This window comes from Bradyrhizobium sp. F1.4.3, assembly GCF_040548375.1.
GTDB lineage: Bacteria > Pseudomonadota > Alphaproteobacteria > Rhizobiales > Xanthobacteraceae > Bradyrhizobium.
Genome location: NZ_JBEPRN010000029.1, coordinates 1 through 19,402, shown reverse-complemented (window position 1 = coordinate 19,402; position 19,402 = coordinate 1). Strand labels below are relative to the sequence as shown.

The following is a 19,402-nucleotide window of genomic DNA, read 5'->3' as shown; positions in this document are numbered from 1 at the left end:
CAGGATGACGGGGCTGATGGGGTGCGCTCTGCTGGAAGAGAGCCGCGCAATCGGGAGGCTATGGCGACGCACTCCCTACGGCGCCAGATACCGCATCAGCTCCGGATTGCTCCGCACATCCCCCGCCGCCCCCTGTAACGCGACCCTTCCGCGATCGAGCACATAAGCATAATCCGCGACTCGCAAGGCGAGGTCGAGGTGCTGCTCGACGATGATGACGGCGATCTCTTTGGCGAGCTCGATCAGGCGCTCGGTGATTTCCTCGATCACGCCGATCCAGACGCCTTCGGTCGGCTCATCCAGCAGCAGCAGCTTGGGATCACCCAACATGGCGCGGCCGATCGCGAGCATCTTGCGTTCGCCGCCTGAGAGCGTGCCGGCTGGCTGGTCGAGGCGCTGGCCGAGTTTCGGGAAGATCGTCAGGACGTGGTCGACTGCGTCGGCCTTCCTGCTCGCGAGCGAGCCGACCGCGAGATTGTCGCGCACCGACAGGCGGGCGAACACCGAATGCTCCTGCGGGACGTAGCCGATGCCGGCGCGCACGCGCTCCTGGGTCGCGCGGCGGCTGATGTCGCGGCCGTCGAAGGCGACCTCGCCCTTCCACGCCGGCAGCTCGCCGACGATGGTCTTCATCAGCGTGGTCTTGCCGGCGCCGTTGCGTCCCAGCACGGCGACGCCGCCGCGCCAGGGAATGCCGAGGTTGACGTCGAACAGGACCTGACTGCGGCCATAGCCGGCGTCGAGATGCTTGATGTCCAAAAATTCAGGCACGGCGCAGATAAATCTCCTGGACGGCCTTGTTGGCCTGGATCTCGGACACGGTTCCGCACGCCAGCACCTTGCCCTGGTCGAGCACGGTGAGGCGATCGCAGATGTCGCGGATGAAATCGAGATCGTGCTCGACGATGACGAGCGAGCAATGTTTCTTGATCGGCTGCAACAGCTCGCCGGTGACGCGGCGTTCCTCGAGACTCATTCCGCCAGTCGGCTCGTCCAGCAGCAACAGCTTCGGTTTGCCTGCGAGCGCCATCGCGATCTCCAGCCATTGCTGCTGGCCATGCGACAGCGCAGCCGCCGCATCGAAGGCGCGATCGGCGAGGCGGAACTGCGTGAGCATGGTCATGACCTGGTCATGCAGCACACCACGTGTGCGCGAGAACACGAGGTCGAGCAGCGAGGACTGCGCCTGCAGTGCGAGCAGGATGTTGTCGTAGAGCGTCAGCGTCGGCAGCACGCTGGTAATCTGGAATTTCAGGCTCATGCCGGCGCGAGCGCGTTCGGTCGGCGTGAACGCGGTGATGTCAGTGTTGACGAAGCTGACCTTGCCCTGCGTCGGGACTTCCGCACCCGCGATGCACTTCATCAGCGTGCTCTTGCCGGAGCCATTCGGGCCGATCAGGCCGTGAAATTCGTTCTCACCGACGGTGAGCGCGGCGCCGTCGAGCGCGGTGAGCTTGCCGAACACCTTTTTGACGTCGACAGCCTCAAGGAGCGGCATTGCGCTTCTCCTTTCTGGTCTGCTTCTTGTTTTCCTTGGGCTTGGCACCAAAGCTGCCGACCCGCTCGCGCTCGCCCAGCACGAAGCTGATCAGGCCGAGCGGCCGGAACAGGATGACGAGCAGCAGCAACACTCCCAAGATGATCGGCCAGATGTCGCGGTAATTGTCCGACAGCCAGAAGCTGACGCCCTCGACAATGATAGCCCCGATGACGGCGCCGATCAGCGTGCCGGAGCCACCGAACAGCACATAGAGTACGACTTGCGTCGAGACGACGACGCCAACCATGTTGGGCCAGACAAAGCCTTCGTGGAAGGCATAGAGGCTGCCGGCGAGGCCCGCGACGGCGCCGCCGATCGCGAAGATGATCGCCTTGAGATGCTGCGCCTTGTAGCCGAAGAAGGCGATGCGCTGCTCGTTCTCGCGCAGACCCGCCAGCGCCAAGCCGAACTGCGAGCGAACCAGAAATCGGCAGAGCAGGTAGACGACGACGAGAATGCCGAGCACGAGATAATAGAACGGAGGCCCTTCCGAGAATTCATAGCCGCCGAGCGTCATCGGCGCGATGGAGGGGATGCCGTTCTGGCCGCCAAGATAATACCAGCCGCGGGCGAGCCGATCGGCGGCGTAGGAGCCGGTGAGCGTGCCCAGCGAGACGAAGATCACGCTGGAGGGATGCCGTCCCAGCAGCAGGAAGCCGCCGAGCAGCAGAGCAAAGGTGAGGCCGATGATCGTGCCCGCAGGCAACACCAGGAAAATGTTGGTGATGTCGAGGTCGCGCGCGAGCAGCGCCACGCCATAGCCGGCCGAGCCGAAGAACAGAGCTTGGCCAAAACTCATGATGCCGGCATAGCCCCACACCAGGTCGAACGACAGCGCGAACAGCGCGAGGATGATCACGCGGGTCGCGAACACCGTGAGGTAGTCTTGCAGTACCAGTGGAGCGACCAGCGCCGCGACGAGCACAACGCCCTCCACGATCGGCAGGACCTTTCGCCCTGACGCGACCTGAGCTGTCGTTCCGCGCTCAATCATTGCGACGTCCGCCTCCCCGCCGATTTCGGCGGGGACTGCCTGCTTCACTGCGCCCATCGACTTCGGCATGCCAGTCTAGCATTCCTTCCTAGCATTCCTTGGGATCGACGAGCCCGTCGCTGCGCCCGACGATCTCGTAGTTCCCGCCCTTGGCGACCGCGGTGTACATCTTCATCTTGCAGTGCCGCTTGCCCGGCACCATCTCGGCCGGTCCACCCGGGCCTTCCGCGATCTTGGCGTGGTCGAGCGCGGCGGCAACGGATTCGCGATCGACCTTGCCGGCTTCCTTGACGGCAGCCTCCCACAGCTTCAGGCCGCGATAGGTCCCGGTCGCGGCACTGCCGGCGGCGAACAGGAAGTTACCCGGAAAGTCCTTCTCATAGGCCGCCTGGATCTTCGCGTTGAATGCATCCTCCTTGGTCAGCACCTTGAAGTAATCGAGGCAGCTCGCAAGGCCTTCGATCTCGTTGGCCTGGTTGATGTTGAGTGTGTTCTCGTCATAGTAGACGCAGGCGAGCCGGCCGCCGTTCTTGAGGAAGCCCGCTTCATAGAGCTGCTTGAAGAACGGACCGACACCTGGCGGAATGACGGTGTTGAAGACGACATCGACCTTGTTGGAGATGATGCGATTGACGGTCGAGGAGAAGTCGACCTGGTCGAGCGGATAATATTCTTCGAACACGACCTCGCCACCGTTGGCCTCGATCACCTTGCGGGCATAGACGTTGAGCGTGTGCGGCCAGACATAGTTGGCGCTGGGCAGCGCGAACTTCTTGCCGCCGTTCTTGATCAGCCAGGGGATGAACTCGTCGCATTGCTGCGCCGGCGTGGGGCCGGTGCAGAACAGATAGGGCGTGCACTCCTTGCCTTCGTAGAGCTGGGGATAGATGTAGAGCGTCTTGCCGCGCGCGACGATCGGGTCCTTGATCGCGTTACGCATCGACGAGGTGATGCCGCCCAGCACCATGTCGACCTTGTCGCGCTGGATCAGTTTTCGCACGTTGCCGACGGCGACGGATTCGTTCGAGGCGGTGTCCTCGATATAGAGCTCGAGCGGACGGCCAAGCAGGCCGCCGGCATCGTTCATCTGCTTGACCAGCATCTTGGCGACGTTGGCGTCCGCCGTGCCGGCGTAGGCGATCGGGCCGGTGAGATCGGTTGCGATGCCGACCTTGATCGGGCCCTCCGCCGCGTTGGCCCAGCCTGCAGGGATCACCCAGCTGCCGACGCCGGTCGCAACCGCGCCGGTGGCAAAGGCGAAATTGCCGAGAAAGCGGCGGCGGGTGAGATTGGTACGATCAGAAAACATTGGACTAAACCCCTTTTCCAGCGATGAGGCCCTGTGGCCGGAATTTGATGAAGACAATGGCAAGGACGAAAACGAGGACGTCGGCGACGACGGGCGCCATGACCCATGGCAGCGCCGCGCTGAGCGTGCCGATGACGCCGGCACCCGCGACCGGCCCGATGAAGGAGCCGACGCCGCCGACCATGACCGCAACAAAGCCCTGGATCAGGAAGCGCAGGCCGAGATCGGCAAACAGGCTGAACACCGGCACAATCAGCGCGCCGGCAAGGCCGGCGAGCGCCGCACCGAAGGCAAAAGTTGCGCCGTAGATCAGCGGCGTGGAGATGCCGGAGGCCCGCGCCAGCGCCGGGTTCTCCAGCGTGGCACGGACGCGCAGGCCGAAGGTGGTCCGCGCCAGCAGCAGATAGCAACCGCCCATCACCAGCAGCGTGATGACGATGATGGTGAAGCGCCAGGCCGAGATGTGCATGGCGCCGATATCGATCGAGCCGCCGATCGGCTCGGGCACGGTGAGATAGAACCCGCCGATCAGGCCGCGGACAGTCTCGCGGATGATCAGGCCGAGCGCGTAGGTGCCGAGCATCGCCACGATCGGCGCGGCGTAGAAGCGGCGGATGATCAGCGCCTCCAGCACGAAACCGAGCGCGCCGACCACGAAGGGCGCCGCGACCATGCCGGTCCAGATCGGCAGGCCCTTGGCGTAGGCAAGATAGGTGATGTAGGCCCCGAGCAGGACGAACTCGCCCTGTGCGAAGTTGAAGATACCCATCATGCTGGCGATGATCCCGAGCCCCAGCACGATCAGGACGATGATCGCGCCGAAGCTCAGAATCTCGAACGCCGCGACGAACGCGTTAGCCATGCGCCAGAGCCTCTCCCGTTCCGATGGAATCGGAACGGGGCTCTGGATTCTTGTTTTGACGCGTTTTCTTGACGCGAGCCGGTATCCACTTCGCTCGAAAACGCTCTGGTGTTCCGTCCGCCTGCATCAGCGTTCCTCTCACATCTTCTTCCAATCGCCGATCTGCTCGAAAGCATGCGCGGCGCGGTAGATGGTCGATTCTTCGAACATGCGGCCGACCAGCATCAGGCCGACGGGCAGCCCATCGACCATGCCGCAGGGCAGCGACATCGCGGGATGATGGGTGATGTCGAACGGCGCGGTGTTGGAGATCATCTCCAGCGCCCGCGCGACATAGTCCTCGCGGCTGGCGGTGGGCTCCGGCAACTTGGTCGCCTTCATCGGCGTGGTCGGCAGCAGCAGCAGGTCGTAGTCTTTGAACGCCTTGTCGTAGGCCGCAGTGAGGCGGCGGGAGATGTTGAGCGCCTTGCCATAGTAGCGCGGACCAAAATTGTTGTTGATGTAGGTGCCGAGCAGCAGGAACAGTTTTGTGGTCTCGGACAGTGAATCCGCCTGCCGCCGCCAGCCGCGATGGAAGTCCATCAGCGAGGTCGAATAGAGGTCGGAGCGGCTGAGCCCATAGCCGTCGCCATACATCATGGTCTGGGTCATGCCTTCGGTGCCGATCGGCGTCCAGATTGCGGGGCCGACGAGGTGCATCGGGATCGAAACGGTCTCGACGGTAGCGCCGAGATCCTTGAGGCGTTTTGCCGCCTCGCGCACGCTTTCGTTCACGGCGGACTCGGCGGCCGCCTGCTCAAAGCCTTCCTTGAGGATGCCGATCTTCATGCCCTTGACACCCTGGCCGAGCGCCTTGGTGTACTCTTCAACCTTCGGAGCCTTGATGCGCGGGTCGTAGCCGTCGTCGCCGGCCAGCACTTCGAGCAGCAGCGCGTTGTCGGCAACTGTCGCCGTCATCGGGCCGGTGTGATCGACGAAGATCTCGATCGGCATGATGCCGGTGTAGGGCACGAGGCCCCAGGTCGGCTTCATGCCATAGGTGCCGCAGAACGACGACGGCATGCGGATCGAGCCGCCCTGGTCGCCGCCCATCGCCATGTCGGCTTCGCCAAGGGCGACGACAACACCGCTGCCCGAGGACGAGCCCCCGGCCGAATAACCCATCTTGTGGGGATTATGCACCGCGCCGACCGCACCAGTGTGACTGCCGCCGGACATGCAGAAGGATTCACAGTGGGTCTTGCCGAGGATTTCCCCGCCGGCGTCCAGGATACGCGTGACAACGGTGGCGTCAAAGTCGGGGACATAGCCTTCCAGCGTCGCCGAGCCGTTCATCATGGGAACGCCGGCGAGCATGATGTTGTCTTTCAAGGCAACCGTCTTGCCCTTGAGCTTGCCGCTCGCGGCGCCCTTCACGGTCGACTTGCGGTACCAGGCGTTGCGCGGGTTCTCTTCCGGAGACGGCCGGTAGCCCGGCGTGCGCGGATATTTGACCTCCGGGACTTCATCCGGCATGGCGCCAACGAGATTGTAGGCCTCGATCGAGCCCTGCATCAGGCCGCGGAATGAGGTGACGTCTTCATCGGTCAGCGCGAGGCCGCATTGCTCGGCGACGCTGCGCAATTGGGCTGGCGTGGGAAGGGAAACTGTCACGGCGCTCTCCTTGAGGCTTCTTGATCCCTGGCTTTGAGCGGACAGCCTCTTGGGTCACGCCTGCACGGCGCGGACCAATCGGCGTCGCGTTGATACTACAGACGGAAATATTTTCCTTTTCAAGTATTATTTTGAGTTTGGAGCGTCTTCGGATTGCCGCGCCCGGGGGTCAGACTGGCTTGATCAGCCTGAAATCGAGCCCGTCGGCCTCGGCGAGATACATCTGCATCCGGGTGTTACCGTTCCGAACGGTGACCTGACCGCGCGCGCCGCCATAAACGATGTTGCGTCCCGCTGCGAGCATGGGCCCCGTCGCCAACGTGCCGGCCTTGTTCGCGACGGCTTCGAGGAAACGCAGCCCCTCGTAGCTGGATTGGCCGAGCGAGCCGATCGGCGCGGCATTCGGCCCGAACATCAGGCGATAACGGCTTTGAAAGTCATCATTGGCCCGCGAGCCGATGCCGGGGAAATAACCGGAGGCGCAGAACATGTTCTCGCTGTTGTCGGCGCCGATGCCGAGCAGCACGGTCTCGTCCATTGCACCGGCCAGCCGCAGCGTCGTCGCGGCAAGGCCGCATTCGCCAAACGCGCGATTGAAGGTGATGCTGTCGGTGCCGATCAGCGAGATCAGCACGACATCTGGCCTCGCGGCGCGGATGCGCTCCAGATGCGGCTCGTGATTGTCTTCGCCGAGGGGAACGAACTCCTCGCCGACGACGTGTCCGCCAGTTTCCTTGATGTAGCGCTTCACCGCGCGGTGCGACTGCCAGGGCCAGACATAGTCGCTGCCGATCAGGTACCAGCGCGCCGCCTTCTTGACGTCGGCAAGCCAGTGGATCGACGGCCGGCTCTGCCAGCGTGGCGTCTCGCCGATCGCCATCACGCCCGGCGTCTGCTCGCCGCCCTCGTAGACGGGCGTGTAGATGTAGGGAATGCGATGGCGTGTGGTGACCTTGCGCAGCGCTATTCGCACCGCGCTGGTATGCAGCCCGACGATCAGATCGACCTCATCGAAAGCGATCGCCTGCTCGGCCCGGTTCAAGACCTCATCGAGCGGCCCGCCCGCATCGTAGATCGACAACTCGATCTCACGTCCGAGGATACCGCCGCGCCTGTTGATCTCGGCGACCGCGAGCTGCGCACTGTTGGTCGCACACGGACCCCAGACCCCGGGCGAGCCGGTGCAGCAGATGAAGCCTCCGATGCGAAGCTTGTTGGCGCCGCGCCGCTTGAGGAAGACATGATCGCTCGGCGACAGCTCGCCATCGGCCGCCGACGACGACAGATTCCTGAACAGCAAAGACGGCGGCAACGCCGGACCGCCGTGAGCCGGGAAGTTTACCGTCGCGCGCACGCCAACTCCTGTCTGGGACCAGACTTGAAAGCTCATTCTACAGGCGGCCGCGGCACCCGCCCTTTTGTTGTGCAATCATCCTATTTTGAAAATATTGAATATTCAAGAATTGAAGTGCATATAGATGCAGCATTGATTGCAAGACATTCACTCATTTGGGTCAAGACGAAGTCTTAGCCGTGGCAAAACCGAACTCCCCGATCACCGAACACCTCGCTTATTTGCTCGCGCAAGCCAACCGGGAGATCAACCGGCAGCTGGAGCTGCGCTTGAGCAAGGAAGGCGTCCCCGTCGAGCAATGGCGCATCCTCAAGGTTCTCTCCGATGGCAACGGCCATTCGATGGGCGAGCTTGCCGACGCCGTGCTGCTCAACCATCCGACGCTGACCAAGATGATCGACCGCATGGTCTCCGACACGCTGGTCTATCGCGTGCAGGATCCGAACGACCGTCGCAAGGTTTTGATGTTCATCTCCGACCGCGGCAAGGTGCTGTGCAGGAAGCTCAACTCGCTCGCGGTCGACCAGGAGGAGCACATCCTCGAAAGCTACGGTGACAAGTCGACGAGCGAACTGAAGCGGTTGCTGGAGAGCTTGATCGACAGCTCGAATTGAGGCGGCGCATTCTAGGCGCGATCTCTTAAAGCACGTCGTCCCGGCGAAGGCCGGGACCCATAACCACAGGTTGGATTAGGCGAAGACTGCTAGTTGTGCTTCCTCGCGTGGTACAACGACCGCATGTTCTCGACAGATTCCGCGGTATGGATCCCGGCCTTCGCCGGGATGACGACGGAATGTGTTGCAGAGCGGTGTCGCGCTTAACTAGCGCCGCGGCGTACCGGATGCCCCGCTTTCGCGGGGCATGACAGTTAGCCGCTAGCCGTACCGTCCGTGGCAGTGCTTGTACTTCTTGCCGCTACCGCATGGGCAGTCCTCGTTGCGGCCGATCTTGCCCCAGCTGGCGGGGTTCTTCGGGTCGCGAAGGGCGGCGTCGGTGGCCTGCGGCGCCAGCGTGACGCTGGCGAGTGCCATCTCGTCCTCGCCGGTGTTCGGGTCGAACTTGTGCGCCTCCATCGGCGGCAGGATAGGCGCTTCCTGCTCCGGCGGAATGATCTCGACCCGCATCAGCTGCGCGGTTACGGCCTCGCGCAGATGGGCGCTCATCTCCTGGAAGAGGTTGAACGCCTCGGTCTTGTACTCCTGCAACGGATCGCGCTGGCCATAACCGCGGAGGCCAATGACCTGGCGCAGATGGTCGAGCATGATCAGATGCTCGCGCCAGAGATGGTCGAGCGTCTGGAGCAGGATGGTCTTCTCGACGTAACGCATCACGTCGGGGCCCCATTGCGCGACCTTGGCCGCCATGTGCTCGTCGGCGCGGGTCTCGATGCGCGAGAGCAGCTCCTCGTCGGCGATGCCCTCCTCCTTGGCCCAGTCCTCGACCGGCAGGTCGAGATCGAGCACGCGCTTCAGCTCTTCCTTCAGGCCGGCAACATCCCACTGCTCGGCATAGGCATGCTCGGGCACGTGCTTGGCGACGAGGTCGTCGATGAAGGCGTGGCGCATGTCGGAGATGGTCTCGGCGACACTGTCGTCCTTCATCAACTCGACGCGCTGGTCGAAGATCACCTTGCGCTGGTCGTTCTGGACGTTGTCGAATTTGAGCAAATTCTTGCGGATGTCGAAGTTGCGGGCCTCGACCTTCTGCTGCGCCTTTTCCAGCGCCTTGTTGATCCAGGGGTGGATGATGGCCTCGCCCTCTTGCAGGCCGAGACGCTGGAGCATGCTGTCGAGACGATCCGAGCCGAAGATGCGCATCAGATCGTCTTCCAGCGACAGGAAGAATTTTGAGCGGCCGGGGTCGCCCTGACGGCCGGAACGGCCGCGAAGCTGGTTGTCGATGCGGCGGGATTCGTGACGCTCGGAGCCCATGATGTAGAGGCCGCCCGGCTTCTTCACGGTCTTGGCGGGCTTGTTGCCCTTCGCCGGCTCGATCTCGACGGTCTCCTCCGCGTTCAGCACGATGTCGCGGAAACGCTCGACGTCGGCCTTGATCTGCTCGATCTTCCTGGCCTTCTCGGCCTCGTCCTCGATGCCCGCGGTCTCCTTCGGGATGCGCATCTCGAGCGAACCGCCGAGCTTGATGTCGGTACCGCGGCCGGCCATGTTGGTCGCGATCGTGATCGCGCCGGGAACGCCGGCTTCGGCGACGATATAGGCTTCCTGCTCGTGGAAGCGCGCGTTCAGCACCGCGAACAGCTTGGCCTGCTTGCCGGCACGCGCCGCGGCATAGAGCTTGTCCAGCGCGTTGTCCTTGCCGAAGTCGATCTGCTTGTAGCCGTGCGCTTTGAGGAATTCGGCGAGCACTTCCGACTTCTCGATCGACGCGGTGCCGACCAGCACGGGCTGCAGCCGCGAATTGGCGCGTTCGATCTCGGCGAGGATGGCTGAGTATTTTTCCTTCTGGGTGCGGTAGACCTCGTCGTCCTCGTCCAGGCGGCCGACCGGCACGTTGGTCGGGATCTCCACGACTTCGAGCTTGTAGATGTCAAAGAGTTCGTCGGCTTCGGTCAACGCCGTGCCGGTCATGCCGGCGAGCTTTTCATACATCCGGAAATAGTTCTGGAACGTGATCGAGGCCAGCGTCTGGTTTTCCGGCTGAACCTGCACATGCTCCTTGGCTTCCAGCGCCTGGTGCAGGCCTTCGGAATAGCGCCGGCCCTGCATCATGCGTCCGGTGAACTCGTCGATGATGATGACCTCGTCGTCGCGGACGATGTAGTCCTTGTCGCGGGTGAACAGCGTATGCGCGCGCAGCGCCTGGTTGATGTGGTGCACGACGGAGACGTTCTCGACGTCGTAGAGCGACTCGCCCTTGAGCTGGCCGGCGTCGCGCAGCAACGTCTCGATCTTCTCCATGCCGGCTTCGGTCAGCGTCACGGTGCGCTGCTTCTCGTCGACCTCATAGTCGGTCTTGTCGAGCTTGGGCAGGAAGCCGTCGATGGTGTTGTAGAAGTCCGAGCGGTCGTCGAGCGGACCGGAAATGATCAGCGGCGTCCGCGCCTCGTCGATCAGGATCGAGTCGACTTCGTCGACGATCGCGTAGAAGTGCGGCCGCTGGACCATGTCCTCGAGCCGGTACTTCATGTTGTCGCGCAAGTAGTCGAAGCCGTATTCGTTGTTGGTGCCGTAAGTGATGTCGCAGGCATAGGCCGCCTTGCGCTCGGAATCGTCCAGCCCGTGGACGATCACGCCGGTGGTCATGCCGAGGAAGCTGTAGATCTGGCCCATCCAGCTGGAGTCGCGGCGGGCGAGGTAGTCGTTGACGGTGACGACGTGGATGCCCTTGCCGGCGAGCGCATTGAGGTAGACCGCAAGCGTTGCCACAAGCGTCTTGCCTTCGCCGGTCTTCATCTCCGCGATATCGCCCTCATGCAGCACCATGCCGCCGATCAGCTGGACGTCGAAATGGCGCTGACCGAGCGTGCGCTTGGCGGCCTCGCGCACGGTGGCGAAAGCCGGCACCAGCAAATCGTCCAGCGTCTTGCCTTCGGCGAGCTGCTTCCTGAAGTCCGCAGTGCGGGCCTTGAGCTCCTCGTCGGAGAGATTGATGAGCTCGGGCTCCAGCGCGTTGATCGCGTTGACGCGGGCCTGATATCCCTTCACCCGCCGGTCGTTGGAGGAGCCGAAAAACTTGCGGGCGAGCGCGCCGATCATGACTAGTTCCTGTGTTCGCGATTTAACCGCGTTGCAGCCGAAAGGTTGTCGCCCGCTTGCCTATCAACTCACCGTGACGCCTGATGGCGCCAGAGCCCGGACTGCGGGGGGTCATCCGCCATATGGGTGGGAATTGAGCAAGTCAGGGTTCAACGGCCAAAAACGCAGTAAAATAAACGCCATCGCCATGGACGCGACCGGGCAGAGATATGGCCCGGTCAGGGCCTTGTCAACGGCGGCCGGATTGCGGCTAATTCATCATTTTGACAGACTTTTCGCGTTGCCAAGCCCCCCTGATTGGGCGAGTGTCCGCCCCGCTCGAGCAGCCCCTGCTTCAACATAAGGATTTTCCATGACCACCTCGTTCCCGGTAACGAAAACCGGCCTGCGCTTCGGCCTCGCCACCGCCCTTGCGGGCTGCCTTGCGTTGGCGCTGATCGCGGGTCCCGGCCGGGCTGCCGACGATCCAGTGCTGGCGAAGGTCAATGGCGCTGACATCAAGAAGAGCGACGTCGCCATGGCGGAAGAGGAACTCGGGCCGAGCCTCGCCCAGATGGATCCGGCGACCAAGGATGAGAACGTCCTGTCCTTCCTGATCGACATGAAGATCGTGGCCAAGGCGGCCGAGGACAAGAAGGTCGCTGACGGCGAGGAATTCAAGAAGCGGATGGCGTTCGCCCGCAACCGCCTGCTGATGGACAGCCTGCTCGCCCAGGAAGGCAAGGCCGCGACCAACGACGACGCCATGAAGAAGGTCTATGAGGAGGCCTCCAAGCAGATCACCGGCGAGCAGGAAGTGCGCGCCCGCCACATCCTGGTCGAGACCGAGGACGAGGCCAAGGCGGTGAAGGCCGAGCTGGACAAGGGCGCCGATTTCGCCGAGCTCGCCAAGAAGAAGTCCAAGGATCCGGGCTCGGCTGACGGTGGCGACCTCGGCTTCTTCACCAAGGAACAGATGGTGCCGGAATTCTCGGCGGTGGCCTTCGCGCTGGAGCCGGGCAAGATCTCCGACCCCGTGAAGTCGCAGTTCGGCTGGCACATCATCAAGGTTGAGGAAAAGCGCAACCGCAAGGCGCCGGACTTCGATCAGGTCAAGGCCCAGATCGAGCAGTACGTGACCCGCAAGGCGCAGGCCGATTATGTCGCCAAGCTGCGCGCCGAGGCCAAGGTCGAGCGCATGGACCAGCCGGCGGCTGATGCTGCGAAGGACGCCAAGCCGGATGCCAAGCCGGCCGACGCGGCCAAGTCCGATGCGAAGCCCGCCGACAGCAAGATGGCACCGCCTGCGAAGAAGTAAGAATTCGCTGTCACTTCACGGACGCCAATAGTATCTAACGTCGCAATGGCCGGGCTTCGCCCGGCCATCTGCATATTCAGATCCACCAAGGCGCCCCACGATGTCCTCCTCCGTCTCGCCGCTCGCCCCGAAAACTGTTCCCGACATGCCCGCCATCGCGGGCGTCCGTCTTGCGACCGCCGAGGCTGGCATCCGTTACAAGAACCGCACCGACGTGCTGCTTGCGGTGATGGACAAGGGCACCGCGGTCGCGGGCGTCTTCACCAAGTCGAAATGTCCGTCCGCGCCGGTCGAATGGTGCCGTGCAAAACTGAAGGGCGGCAAGGCGCGCGCGCTCGTGGTCAATTCCGGCAACGCCAATGCCTTCACCGGCAAGACCGGCCGCGGCTCCACCGCGCTGACCGCCAAGATCGCGGCCAAGGCGGTCGGATGCAGCGAGGGTGAGATTTTCCTGGCCTCGACCGGCGTGATCGGCGAGCCGCTGGACGCGACCAAGTTCGACGGCGTGCTGGGTCGTCTCGCCGAGAGCGCCGAGCCCGGCGATTATCTCACCGCGGCCAAGGCGATCATGACCACCGACACCTTTCCGAAGGTCGCGACCGCCACCGTCAAGCTCGGCAAGGCCAAGGTCACCATCAACGGCATGGCCAAAGGCGCCGGCATGATCGCGCCCGACATGGCGACGATGCTGTCATTCATCTTCACCGACGCGCCGATCGCGCCCGCAGCGCTGCAAGCCCTGCTCAAGAGCGGCGTCGAGGATACCTTCAACGCCGTGACGATCGATGGCGACACCTCGACCTCCGACACGCTGCTGGCGTTCGCGACGGGGGCCGCGGCCGAACACGGTGCGCCGAAGATCAGCCGCGCCAGCGATCCGCGGCTGAAGGCTTTCACCAAGGCGTTCCATCAGGTGCTCGCCAATCTCGCCGAGCAGGTGGCGCGCGATGGCGAAGGCGCGCGCAAGCTGGTCGAGATCACGGTCGAGGGCGCCGTTTCAAAGGCTTCGGCGCGAAAAATCGCGATGTCGATTGCGAACTCGCCGCTGGTGAAAACCGCGATTGCCGGCGAAGACGCCAATTGGGGCCGCGTGGTGATGGCGGTCGGCAAGGCCGGCGAGCCGGCCAACCGCGACAAGCTCTCGATCGCCTTCAACGGCATCCGCGTCGCCAAGAGCGGCGCGCGCGATCCGTCCTATGACGAGGCGCAGGTCTCGGAAGCGATGAAGGCCCCGGAGATCGCGATCAAGGTCTCGCTCGGCATCGGCAAGGGCCGCGACCGCGTGCTGACATGCGACCTCACCAAGGAATATATCGCGATCAACGGGGATTACAGGTCGTAGCTGAGAGCCGATGGCCGATCTCAAACTGACACTGGTGGTGGCCTGCGCGCTTGTCGACGCCGACAAGCGCGTCCTGATCGCGCAGCGCCCCGAAGGCAAGACGCTGGCCGGCCTCTGGGAATTTCCCGGCGGCAAGCTCGAGCCCGGCGAGCGGCCGGAGCAGAGCCTGATCCGCGAACTTCACGAAGAGCTCGGCATCACCGTCGCCGAGCCGTGCCTGGCGCCGCTGACCTTTGCGAGCTACGGCTACGAGACATTCCATCTGTTGATGCCGCTCTACATCTGCCGGCGCTGGGAAGGTATGGTCACGCCGCGCGAAGGCCAGACCCTCGCCTGGGTCCGCGCCAACAAGTTGCGCGACTACCCGATGCCGCCCGCGGACATTCCGCTGATCCCGCATTTGATCGATTTGTTGATGTGAGCTGCGCGTGCCCCGGACGCCATAAGCGCGTTTACGCGCGTCTTCGACGCGCTCTTGCGGTGCGCTGCAGAGCCGGGGCCCAGAAGCCACGAGCTGGATCCCGGCTCTGCGCAGCAGCGTAAGAACGCTGCAGCGTGTCCGGGACACGTCAATCTTTCCCCGCCTTCCGCACCGCCTCCGCCAGGCTCGCCTTGGCCGAGCCGGGCTTCAGCGGCTGCTGCTGGCTCGCATGCGGCGCCCAGCCGGAGAGCCAGATGATATCGAAGGTCGCGCGGATGCGGCCGTCGGAATCGGCAAAACGCTCGGCATAGATTTCGGCCATGCGCAGCAGCGTCGCGCACCGGCTCAATGTGCGACGCCGCTCGATCAGCACATTGGTCGCGCCCATGCGGCGGAGATCCTGCATCAGCGCGAACGCATTGGCGTAGCGCACCACGACGCGGTCGACGTCGGTGACCGGCAGCGCAAAGCCCGCCCGCTGCAACAGCGCGCCGATGTCGCGCAAGTCGGCGAACGGTGCCACGCGCGGTGAAACGCCGCCCTCGCATTCGGCCTCCGCGGCAGCAAAGGCCTGGCGCAGCTCCGTCAGGCTGTCGCCGCCGATCATCGCCGCCAGCAGCAGCCCGTCCGGCTTCAGCGCGCGACGGATTTGCGCAAACACTCCCGGCAGGTCATTGACGAATTGCAGCGCCAGCGCCGAGACGACGAGGTCGAGGCTTTCGGGTGCGAAGGGCAGCTTCTCCTCGCCGGTTGCGCCAAGCGCAATCCGCTGAAGTGACGGCAGCCGAGCGCGCAATGCCGCAAGACCCTCACCTGGCGTCCAGAGATCGGCCGGAGCGTGAAACTCCCGCATCACCGCGGCCAGCCGGTCGGACATGTCTTCGGCCGCGCGATCGAGCAAGAAGCTCACGGCACCTTGCGCCTGCGCGCGCTGCTGCCGCGCGTGCAGCAATGCACGATCGAACAGAGCGGGCGGGGTTTGCGGGTCTTGAGCCATGCCGCTGGTTACGCCGATCCAAGTCGTTCTGGCAATCTCCTCTCACGTGTCCCGGACGCGCTGCAGCGCTCTTGCGCTGCTGCGCTGAGCCGGGGACCCAGGGGATGCACGGCAGGTCGCGGAGGGATGGGCCCGGCTCAGCAGCCGCACCGCTGAAGGAGCGCTGCGCTGCGTCCGGGGCACGAGACGACGACTTGAGCAATCTATGGTGCAGCGCTAGCCTTCCCCCCATGGCATCCGACACCGCCCCCTCCCGTCCCATCGCCGCACCCCTGCGGGCCGCCTGGACGGCCGGCCGCCACGTCTTGTCGCGCGCGGCAAGGCTCGCGCTCGACATTGCGCTGCCGACCTTGTGCGTGTCCTGCCGCGAGCCGGTGGATGGCGAGGGCGTGTGCGCGGCCTGCTGGGCAAAGCTGTCGTTCATCGCCCCGCCTTATTGCCCGCGGCTCGGCATTCCCTTCGTCTACGACCCCGGCCCCGACATGCTGTCGATGGAGGCGATCGCGAGCCCGCCGGCCTACCAGCGGGCCCGCGCGGCGGTGCGCTATGACGACGTCGCGCGCACGCTGGTGCATGCGCTGAAGTACCAGGACCGCACCGATCTCGCCCCCGCGATGGGCCGCTGGATGGCGCGCGCGGGCGGCGAGTTGTTGACCGGCGCCGACATGCTGGTGCCCGTTCCCCTGCATTGGCGCCGGGCCTGGCGTCGCCGCTACAACCAGTCCGGGGCGCTGGCGCGAATCATCGAGCGGCAGAGCGGGGTGAGGGTGCGGGGCGAGGTACTGCGCCGGGTGCGCGCCACCGAGCAGCAGATCGGCCTGTCGCGGGCCCAGCGCGCCACCAATGTGCAGGGCGCGTTCCAGGTATCCCCTGACCGTCAGGCCGAGGTTCAGGGCCGCCGCGTCGTCCTGATCGATGACGTCCTGACGTCAGGCGCGACGCTGGACGCCTGCGCGCGGGCCTTGCTCCGGGCCAAAGCGGCCCAGGTCGACGTGCTGGTCTTTGCCCGGGTTGTCGAGAGCCGGTGAAGTCCCATATAATTCAATGAATTCATGACATGGAAGCGCCAGACAACATGACCGCTGCTGTCGAGATCTACACCAGGCCGGGCTGCGGCTATTGTTCCGCCGCCCGGTCGCTTTTGACCCGCAAGAAGGCGACCTTCACGGAATTCGACGTCGCCAAGAACCCGTCTTGGCGCGAGGAGATGAACGACCGCGCCGGCGAGGGCTCGACCTTCCCGCAGATCTGGATCGGCAGCACCCATATCGGCGGCTGCGATGAGCTCTACGCGCTTGATCGCGAGGGCCGGCTCGACACCATGCTCGAAAGCGTGAAGGCGGTATCATGAGCGAGAATCGGACCTTCACCGCCGCCATGGTGCAGATGCGCACCGGCCTGATGCCCGAGCCGAGCCTCGCGCAGGCCACCAGGCTGATCCGGCAGGCGGCGTCAAACGGCGCCGACTATGTGCAAACGCCCGAAGTCAGCAACATGATGCAGCTGAACCGCAAGGCGCTGTTCGAGCATCTCCAGAGCGAAGAGAACGACTCCTCGCTGAAGGCCTACCGCGCGCTCGCAGCCGAGCTGAAGATCCACATCCATGTCGGCTCGCTGGCGCTGCGCTTCTCAGAGGAAAAAGCGGTCAACCGCTCCTTCCTGATCGGGCCCGAGGGCAACGTGCTCGCGAGCTACGACAAGATCCACATGTTCGACATCGAACTGCCGGACGGCGAGAGCTATCGCGAATCCGCCAATTACCAGCCGGGCGAGACCGCCGTGATCTCCGACCTGCCCTGGGGCCGCGTCGGGCTGACGATCTGCTACGACGTGCGCTTCCCCGCGCTCTACCGCGCGCTTGCCGAAAGCGGCGCCTACTTCATCACGGTGCCCTCGGCCTTCACGCGCAAGACCGGCGAGGCGCATTGGCATGTGCTGCTGCGTTCGCGCGCAATCGAGACCGGCTGCTTCATCTTCGCCGCCGCACAGGCCGGCCTGCACGAGAACAAGCGTGAGACCTATGGCCATTCGCTGATCATCGATCCCTGGGGCGAGATCCTCGCCGAAGGCGACGTCGAGCCCGGCATCATCATGGCCAAGATCGACCCGGCCAAGGTCGAGACGGCGCGGCGCGCGATCCCGTCGCTCCAGCACGGCCGCCGCTTCGGCGTCGCCGACCCCAAGGCGGGGCCGGACCATCTGCATCTGGTGCGGGGATCGGCATGATCCGTTACGCGCTCCGCTGCGACCGCGACCACGCCTTCGAAAGCTGGTTCCAGAGCTCATCGGCTTACGATTCGCAGGTGAAGCGCAAGCTCGTGACCTGTCCGATCTGCGGTTCGGCCAAGGTCGACAAGGCGATCATGGCGCCGCGCATCGTCGGCAAGAAGGGCCGAGGACGGGCAACGCCGCCACCGGAGCCCCCCACGACCACTGCGCCCGAGGCTGCGCCGTCCGGACCGACCTCGCTGATGATGGCGCAGGAGAAAGAGCTGCGCACCAAGCTGAAGGAGCTGCGCGACCATATCGTGAAGAACGCCGACAATGTCGGTGAGCGTTTTGCCAACGAAGCCCGCGCAATGCATTACGGCGACAAGGAGCACCGCCCGATCTATGGCGAGGCTTCGCCCGACGAGGCCAAGTCGCTGATCGACGAGGGCATCGAGGTGTCGCCGTTGCCGACGCTGCCGGAAGACCGGAACTGACGCGCAACGCGCGTCAGACTCCCACCAGCACCGCCACGCCGACCACGATCAGCGCGATGCCAAAAAGCTCGCGCGGTGCGACCGGCTGCTTGAACGAGTAATACGCCACCGCTTGCGCGAACAGCACCTCGATCAAGGCGAGCGTGCGGACATTGGCGGCCGCCGTCAGCGCGAACGCCAGGAACCAGAACTGCGAGGCGAAGGCGCCCATGAAGCCCGCAAGCAGCGACGGCTTCCACAGCCCTAAAATCGCCTGAAGCACCTTTGGTGCGCGCCAGAGCAGATAGATCGTCAGAATCAGTGTCTGCACGAACAGGCCTAGCACCAGCGTGAACGACGCTGCCGTCACGAAGGACACGCCCGGTACGTTGATGATGGCGCCGCGAAAGCCGACCGCGGACAGCGCGAACGCCGCCGCCGCGACCAGGCCGGTGATAGTCGGCCTCAGCTCCGCAAAGCTCTTCTCGCCGCCGGGCCGCAGCGCGGTGATGACGACGCCGACGGTCGCGATCACGATCGCCAGCACCTTCAGCCAGGTCAGGTGATCGCCAAGAAAGACGAAGCCGAAGACCGCGGTCTGGATCGCCTCGGTCTTCAGGTAAGCCGTCGTCACCACGAAGGAGCGGTCGTTCATCGCGAGCAGCATCAACCCGGTGGCAATGATCTGGCTGAGCGCACCGAGCAGCAGCCAGGGCCAGAACACCGACGGCGGCATGCCCAGATGATCGCCGGAGGCGATCAGCACCACGGCCAGAAACAGCAGCGAGAACGGGAAGCCGAACAGGAAGCGGATATTGGTCGCACCCCACGTCCCCAGCGGCTTCGTCAGCGATCGCTGCATCGCATTGCGCGCGACTTGGCCGAGCGCGGCAACAACGGTGAAGGGAATCCAGAGACTGGTGATGGTGAGCATGGGAGTGTGGGTGACTGCGCTACGGGGTCTGTTACTGCAAACTGCCGAGCGCACGGCAACAGGTCAATCCGGGCGATGTCATAGGAGCGATGCTCTCGCCAGAGTTTCAGTGTCGTGGGGGGGGGGGGGGGGGGGGGGGGGGGGGGGGGGGGGGCCCGGGGGGGGGGGGGGGGGGGGGGGGGGGGGGGCGGGCGGGGCCCCCCCCTCGCCTCTGGGGAATCCCAACGCGGAGACACCCTCACCCCGACCGTCTCCCGCAAGCGGGCGAGGGAGCACACCTCCCTGGTGGCTGCACTTGG

The 19,402-nt window shown here is 64.4% G+C and carries 18 protein-coding genes; 8 read left to right on the top strand and 10 right to left on the bottom strand.

Translation table 11 applies throughout. The annotated features are described in order from the left end of the window. Positions 1-75 precede the first annotated feature (75 nt). The 7 genes from ABIB73_RS36290 to ABIB73_RS36260 all read right to left on the bottom strand — a co-directional run bounded on the left by ABIB73_RS36290 (position 76) and on the right by ABIB73_RS36260 (position 7,712). On the bottom strand, positions 76-771 hold the full coding sequence (locus ABIB73_RS36290) for a branched-chain amino acid ABC transporter ATP-binding protein (RefSeq protein ID WP_354232131.1): 696 nt from the start codon (positions 769-771) through the stop codon (positions 76-78). Beyond that, positions 764-1,498 (bottom strand): ABC transporter ATP-binding protein, encoded by a 735-nt coding sequence (locus tag ABIB73_RS36285; protein WP_354232129.1) that lies wholly within the window; start codon positions 1,496-1,498, stop codon positions 764-766. The genes ABIB73_RS36290 and ABIB73_RS36285 overlap by 8 nt, the downstream gene beginning before the upstream one ends. After that, positions 1,485-2,603, bottom strand: coding sequence for a branched-chain amino acid ABC transporter permease (locus ABIB73_RS36280; protein WP_354232127.1), 1,119 nt, complete (start codon positions 2,601-2,603; stop codon positions 1,485-1,487). The genes ABIB73_RS36285 and ABIB73_RS36280 overlap by 14 nt, the downstream gene beginning before the upstream one ends. A 19-nt stretch (positions 2,604-2,622) precedes the next feature. Continuing rightward, a complete protein-coding gene (locus ABIB73_RS36275; protein WP_354232126.1) occupies positions 2,623-3,843 on the bottom strand; it encodes a substrate-binding protein in 1,221 nt (406 codons plus the stop codon). A 4-nt stretch (positions 3,844-3,847) separates the two neighbouring features. After that, entirely contained in the window at positions 3,848-4,705 is an 858-nt protein-coding gene (locus ABIB73_RS36270; protein WP_354232125.1) for a branched-chain amino acid ABC transporter permease, read from the bottom strand. Positions 4,706-4,843: 138 nt separating this feature from the next. Next, positions 4,844-6,358 carry an amidase gene (locus ABIB73_RS36265; protein WP_354232124.1) on the bottom strand — a complete coding sequence of 505 codons (1,515 nt, stop codon included), beginning with the start codon at positions 6,356-6,358 and terminating at the stop codon, positions 4,844-4,846. Positions 6,359-6,527: 169 nt separating this feature from the next. Next, complete coding sequence (locus ABIB73_RS36260) at positions 6,528-7,712, bottom strand: substrate-binding domain-containing protein (protein WP_354232123.1); 1,185 nt, start codon at positions 7,710-7,712, stop codon at positions 6,528-6,530. A 179-nt stretch (positions 7,713-7,891) separates the two neighbouring features. On the opposite strand from ABIB73_RS36260, the gene ABIB73_RS36255 reads away from it, so the two are divergent. Then, positions 7,892-8,326 carry a MarR family winged helix-turn-helix transcriptional regulator gene (locus ABIB73_RS36255; RefSeq protein ID WP_014439232.1) on the top strand — a complete coding sequence of 145 codons (435 nt, stop codon included), beginning with the start codon at positions 7,892-7,894 and terminating at the stop codon, positions 8,324-8,326. Between the two features lie 261 nt (positions 8,327-8,587). Here ABIB73_RS36255 and secA read toward each other — a convergent pair whose 3' ends face one another. Next, a complete protein-coding gene (secA, locus tag ABIB73_RS36250) occupies positions 8,588-11,428 on the bottom strand; it encodes a preprotein translocase subunit SecA (protein ID WP_354232122.1) in 2,841 nt (946 codons plus the stop codon). Between the two features lie 352 nt (positions 11,429-11,780). On the opposite strand from secA, the gene ABIB73_RS36245 reads away from it, so the two are divergent. The 3 genes from ABIB73_RS36245 (at position 11,781) to ABIB73_RS36235 (ending at position 14,488) form a co-directional block, all read left to right on the top strand. Then, the gene (locus ABIB73_RS36245; protein WP_354232120.1) at positions 11,781-12,725 is read left to right on the top strand and encodes a peptidylprolyl isomerase; all 945 of its coding nucleotides are present in this window, start codon (positions 11,781-11,783) and stop codon (positions 12,723-12,725) included. A 100-nt stretch (positions 12,726-12,825) separates the two neighbouring features. Continuing rightward, positions 12,826-14,067, top strand: a complete 1,242-nt coding sequence (gene argJ / locus ABIB73_RS36240) for a bifunctional glutamate N-acetyltransferase/amino-acid acetyltransferase ArgJ (RefSeq protein ID WP_354232118.1) — start codon at positions 12,826-12,828, stop codon at positions 14,065-14,067. Positions 14,068-14,077: 10 nt separating this feature from the next. Beyond that, positions 14,078-14,488, top strand: a complete 411-nt coding sequence (locus ABIB73_RS36235) for a (deoxy)nucleoside triphosphate pyrophosphohydrolase (RefSeq protein ID WP_354232116.1) — start codon at positions 14,078-14,080, stop codon at positions 14,486-14,488. Between the two features lie 148 nt (positions 14,489-14,636). Here the strand turns inward: ABIB73_RS36235 and ABIB73_RS36230 are convergent, their stop codons facing one another. Then, a complete protein-coding gene (locus tag ABIB73_RS36230) occupies positions 14,637-15,485 on the bottom strand; it encodes a methyltransferase domain-containing protein (RefSeq protein ID WP_354232114.1) in 849 nt (282 codons plus the stop codon). Between the two features lie 230 nt (positions 15,486-15,715). On the opposite strand from ABIB73_RS36230, the gene ABIB73_RS36225 reads away from it, so the two are divergent. Genes ABIB73_RS36225 through ABIB73_RS36210 form a run of 4 tightly spaced genes read left to right on the top strand, consistent with a single transcriptional unit; the run spans position 15,716 to position 18,190 of the window. Then, on the top strand, positions 15,716-16,513 hold the full coding sequence (locus ABIB73_RS36225) for a ComF family protein (protein WP_354232112.1): 798 nt from the start codon (positions 15,716-15,718) through the stop codon (positions 16,511-16,513). Positions 16,514-16,560: 47 nt separating this feature from the next. Next, positions 16,561-16,836, top strand: a complete 276-nt coding sequence (gene grxC, locus ABIB73_RS36220; protein ID WP_354232110.1) for a glutaredoxin 3 — start codon at positions 16,561-16,563, stop codon at positions 16,834-16,836. Next, the gene (locus ABIB73_RS36215) at positions 16,833-17,711 is read left to right on the top strand and encodes a carbon-nitrogen hydrolase family protein (RefSeq protein WP_354232108.1); all 879 of its coding nucleotides are present in this window, start codon (positions 16,833-16,835) and stop codon (positions 17,709-17,711) included. The genes grxC and ABIB73_RS36215 overlap by 4 nt, the downstream gene beginning before the upstream one ends. After that, entirely contained in the window at positions 17,708-18,190 is a 483-nt protein-coding gene (locus ABIB73_RS36210; RefSeq protein ID WP_354232106.1) for a DUF1178 family protein, read from the top strand. The genes ABIB73_RS36215 and ABIB73_RS36210 overlap by 4 nt, the downstream gene beginning before the upstream one ends. A gap of 13 nt (positions 18,191-18,203) precedes the next feature. Here the strand turns inward: ABIB73_RS36210 and ABIB73_RS36205 are convergent, their stop codons facing one another. Further along, the gene (locus tag ABIB73_RS36205; protein ID WP_354232104.1) at positions 18,204-19,103 is read right to left on the bottom strand and encodes an EamA family transporter; all 900 of its coding nucleotides are present in this window, start codon (positions 19,101-19,103) and stop codon (positions 18,204-18,206) included. Positions 19,104-19,402 lie beyond the last annotated feature (299 nt).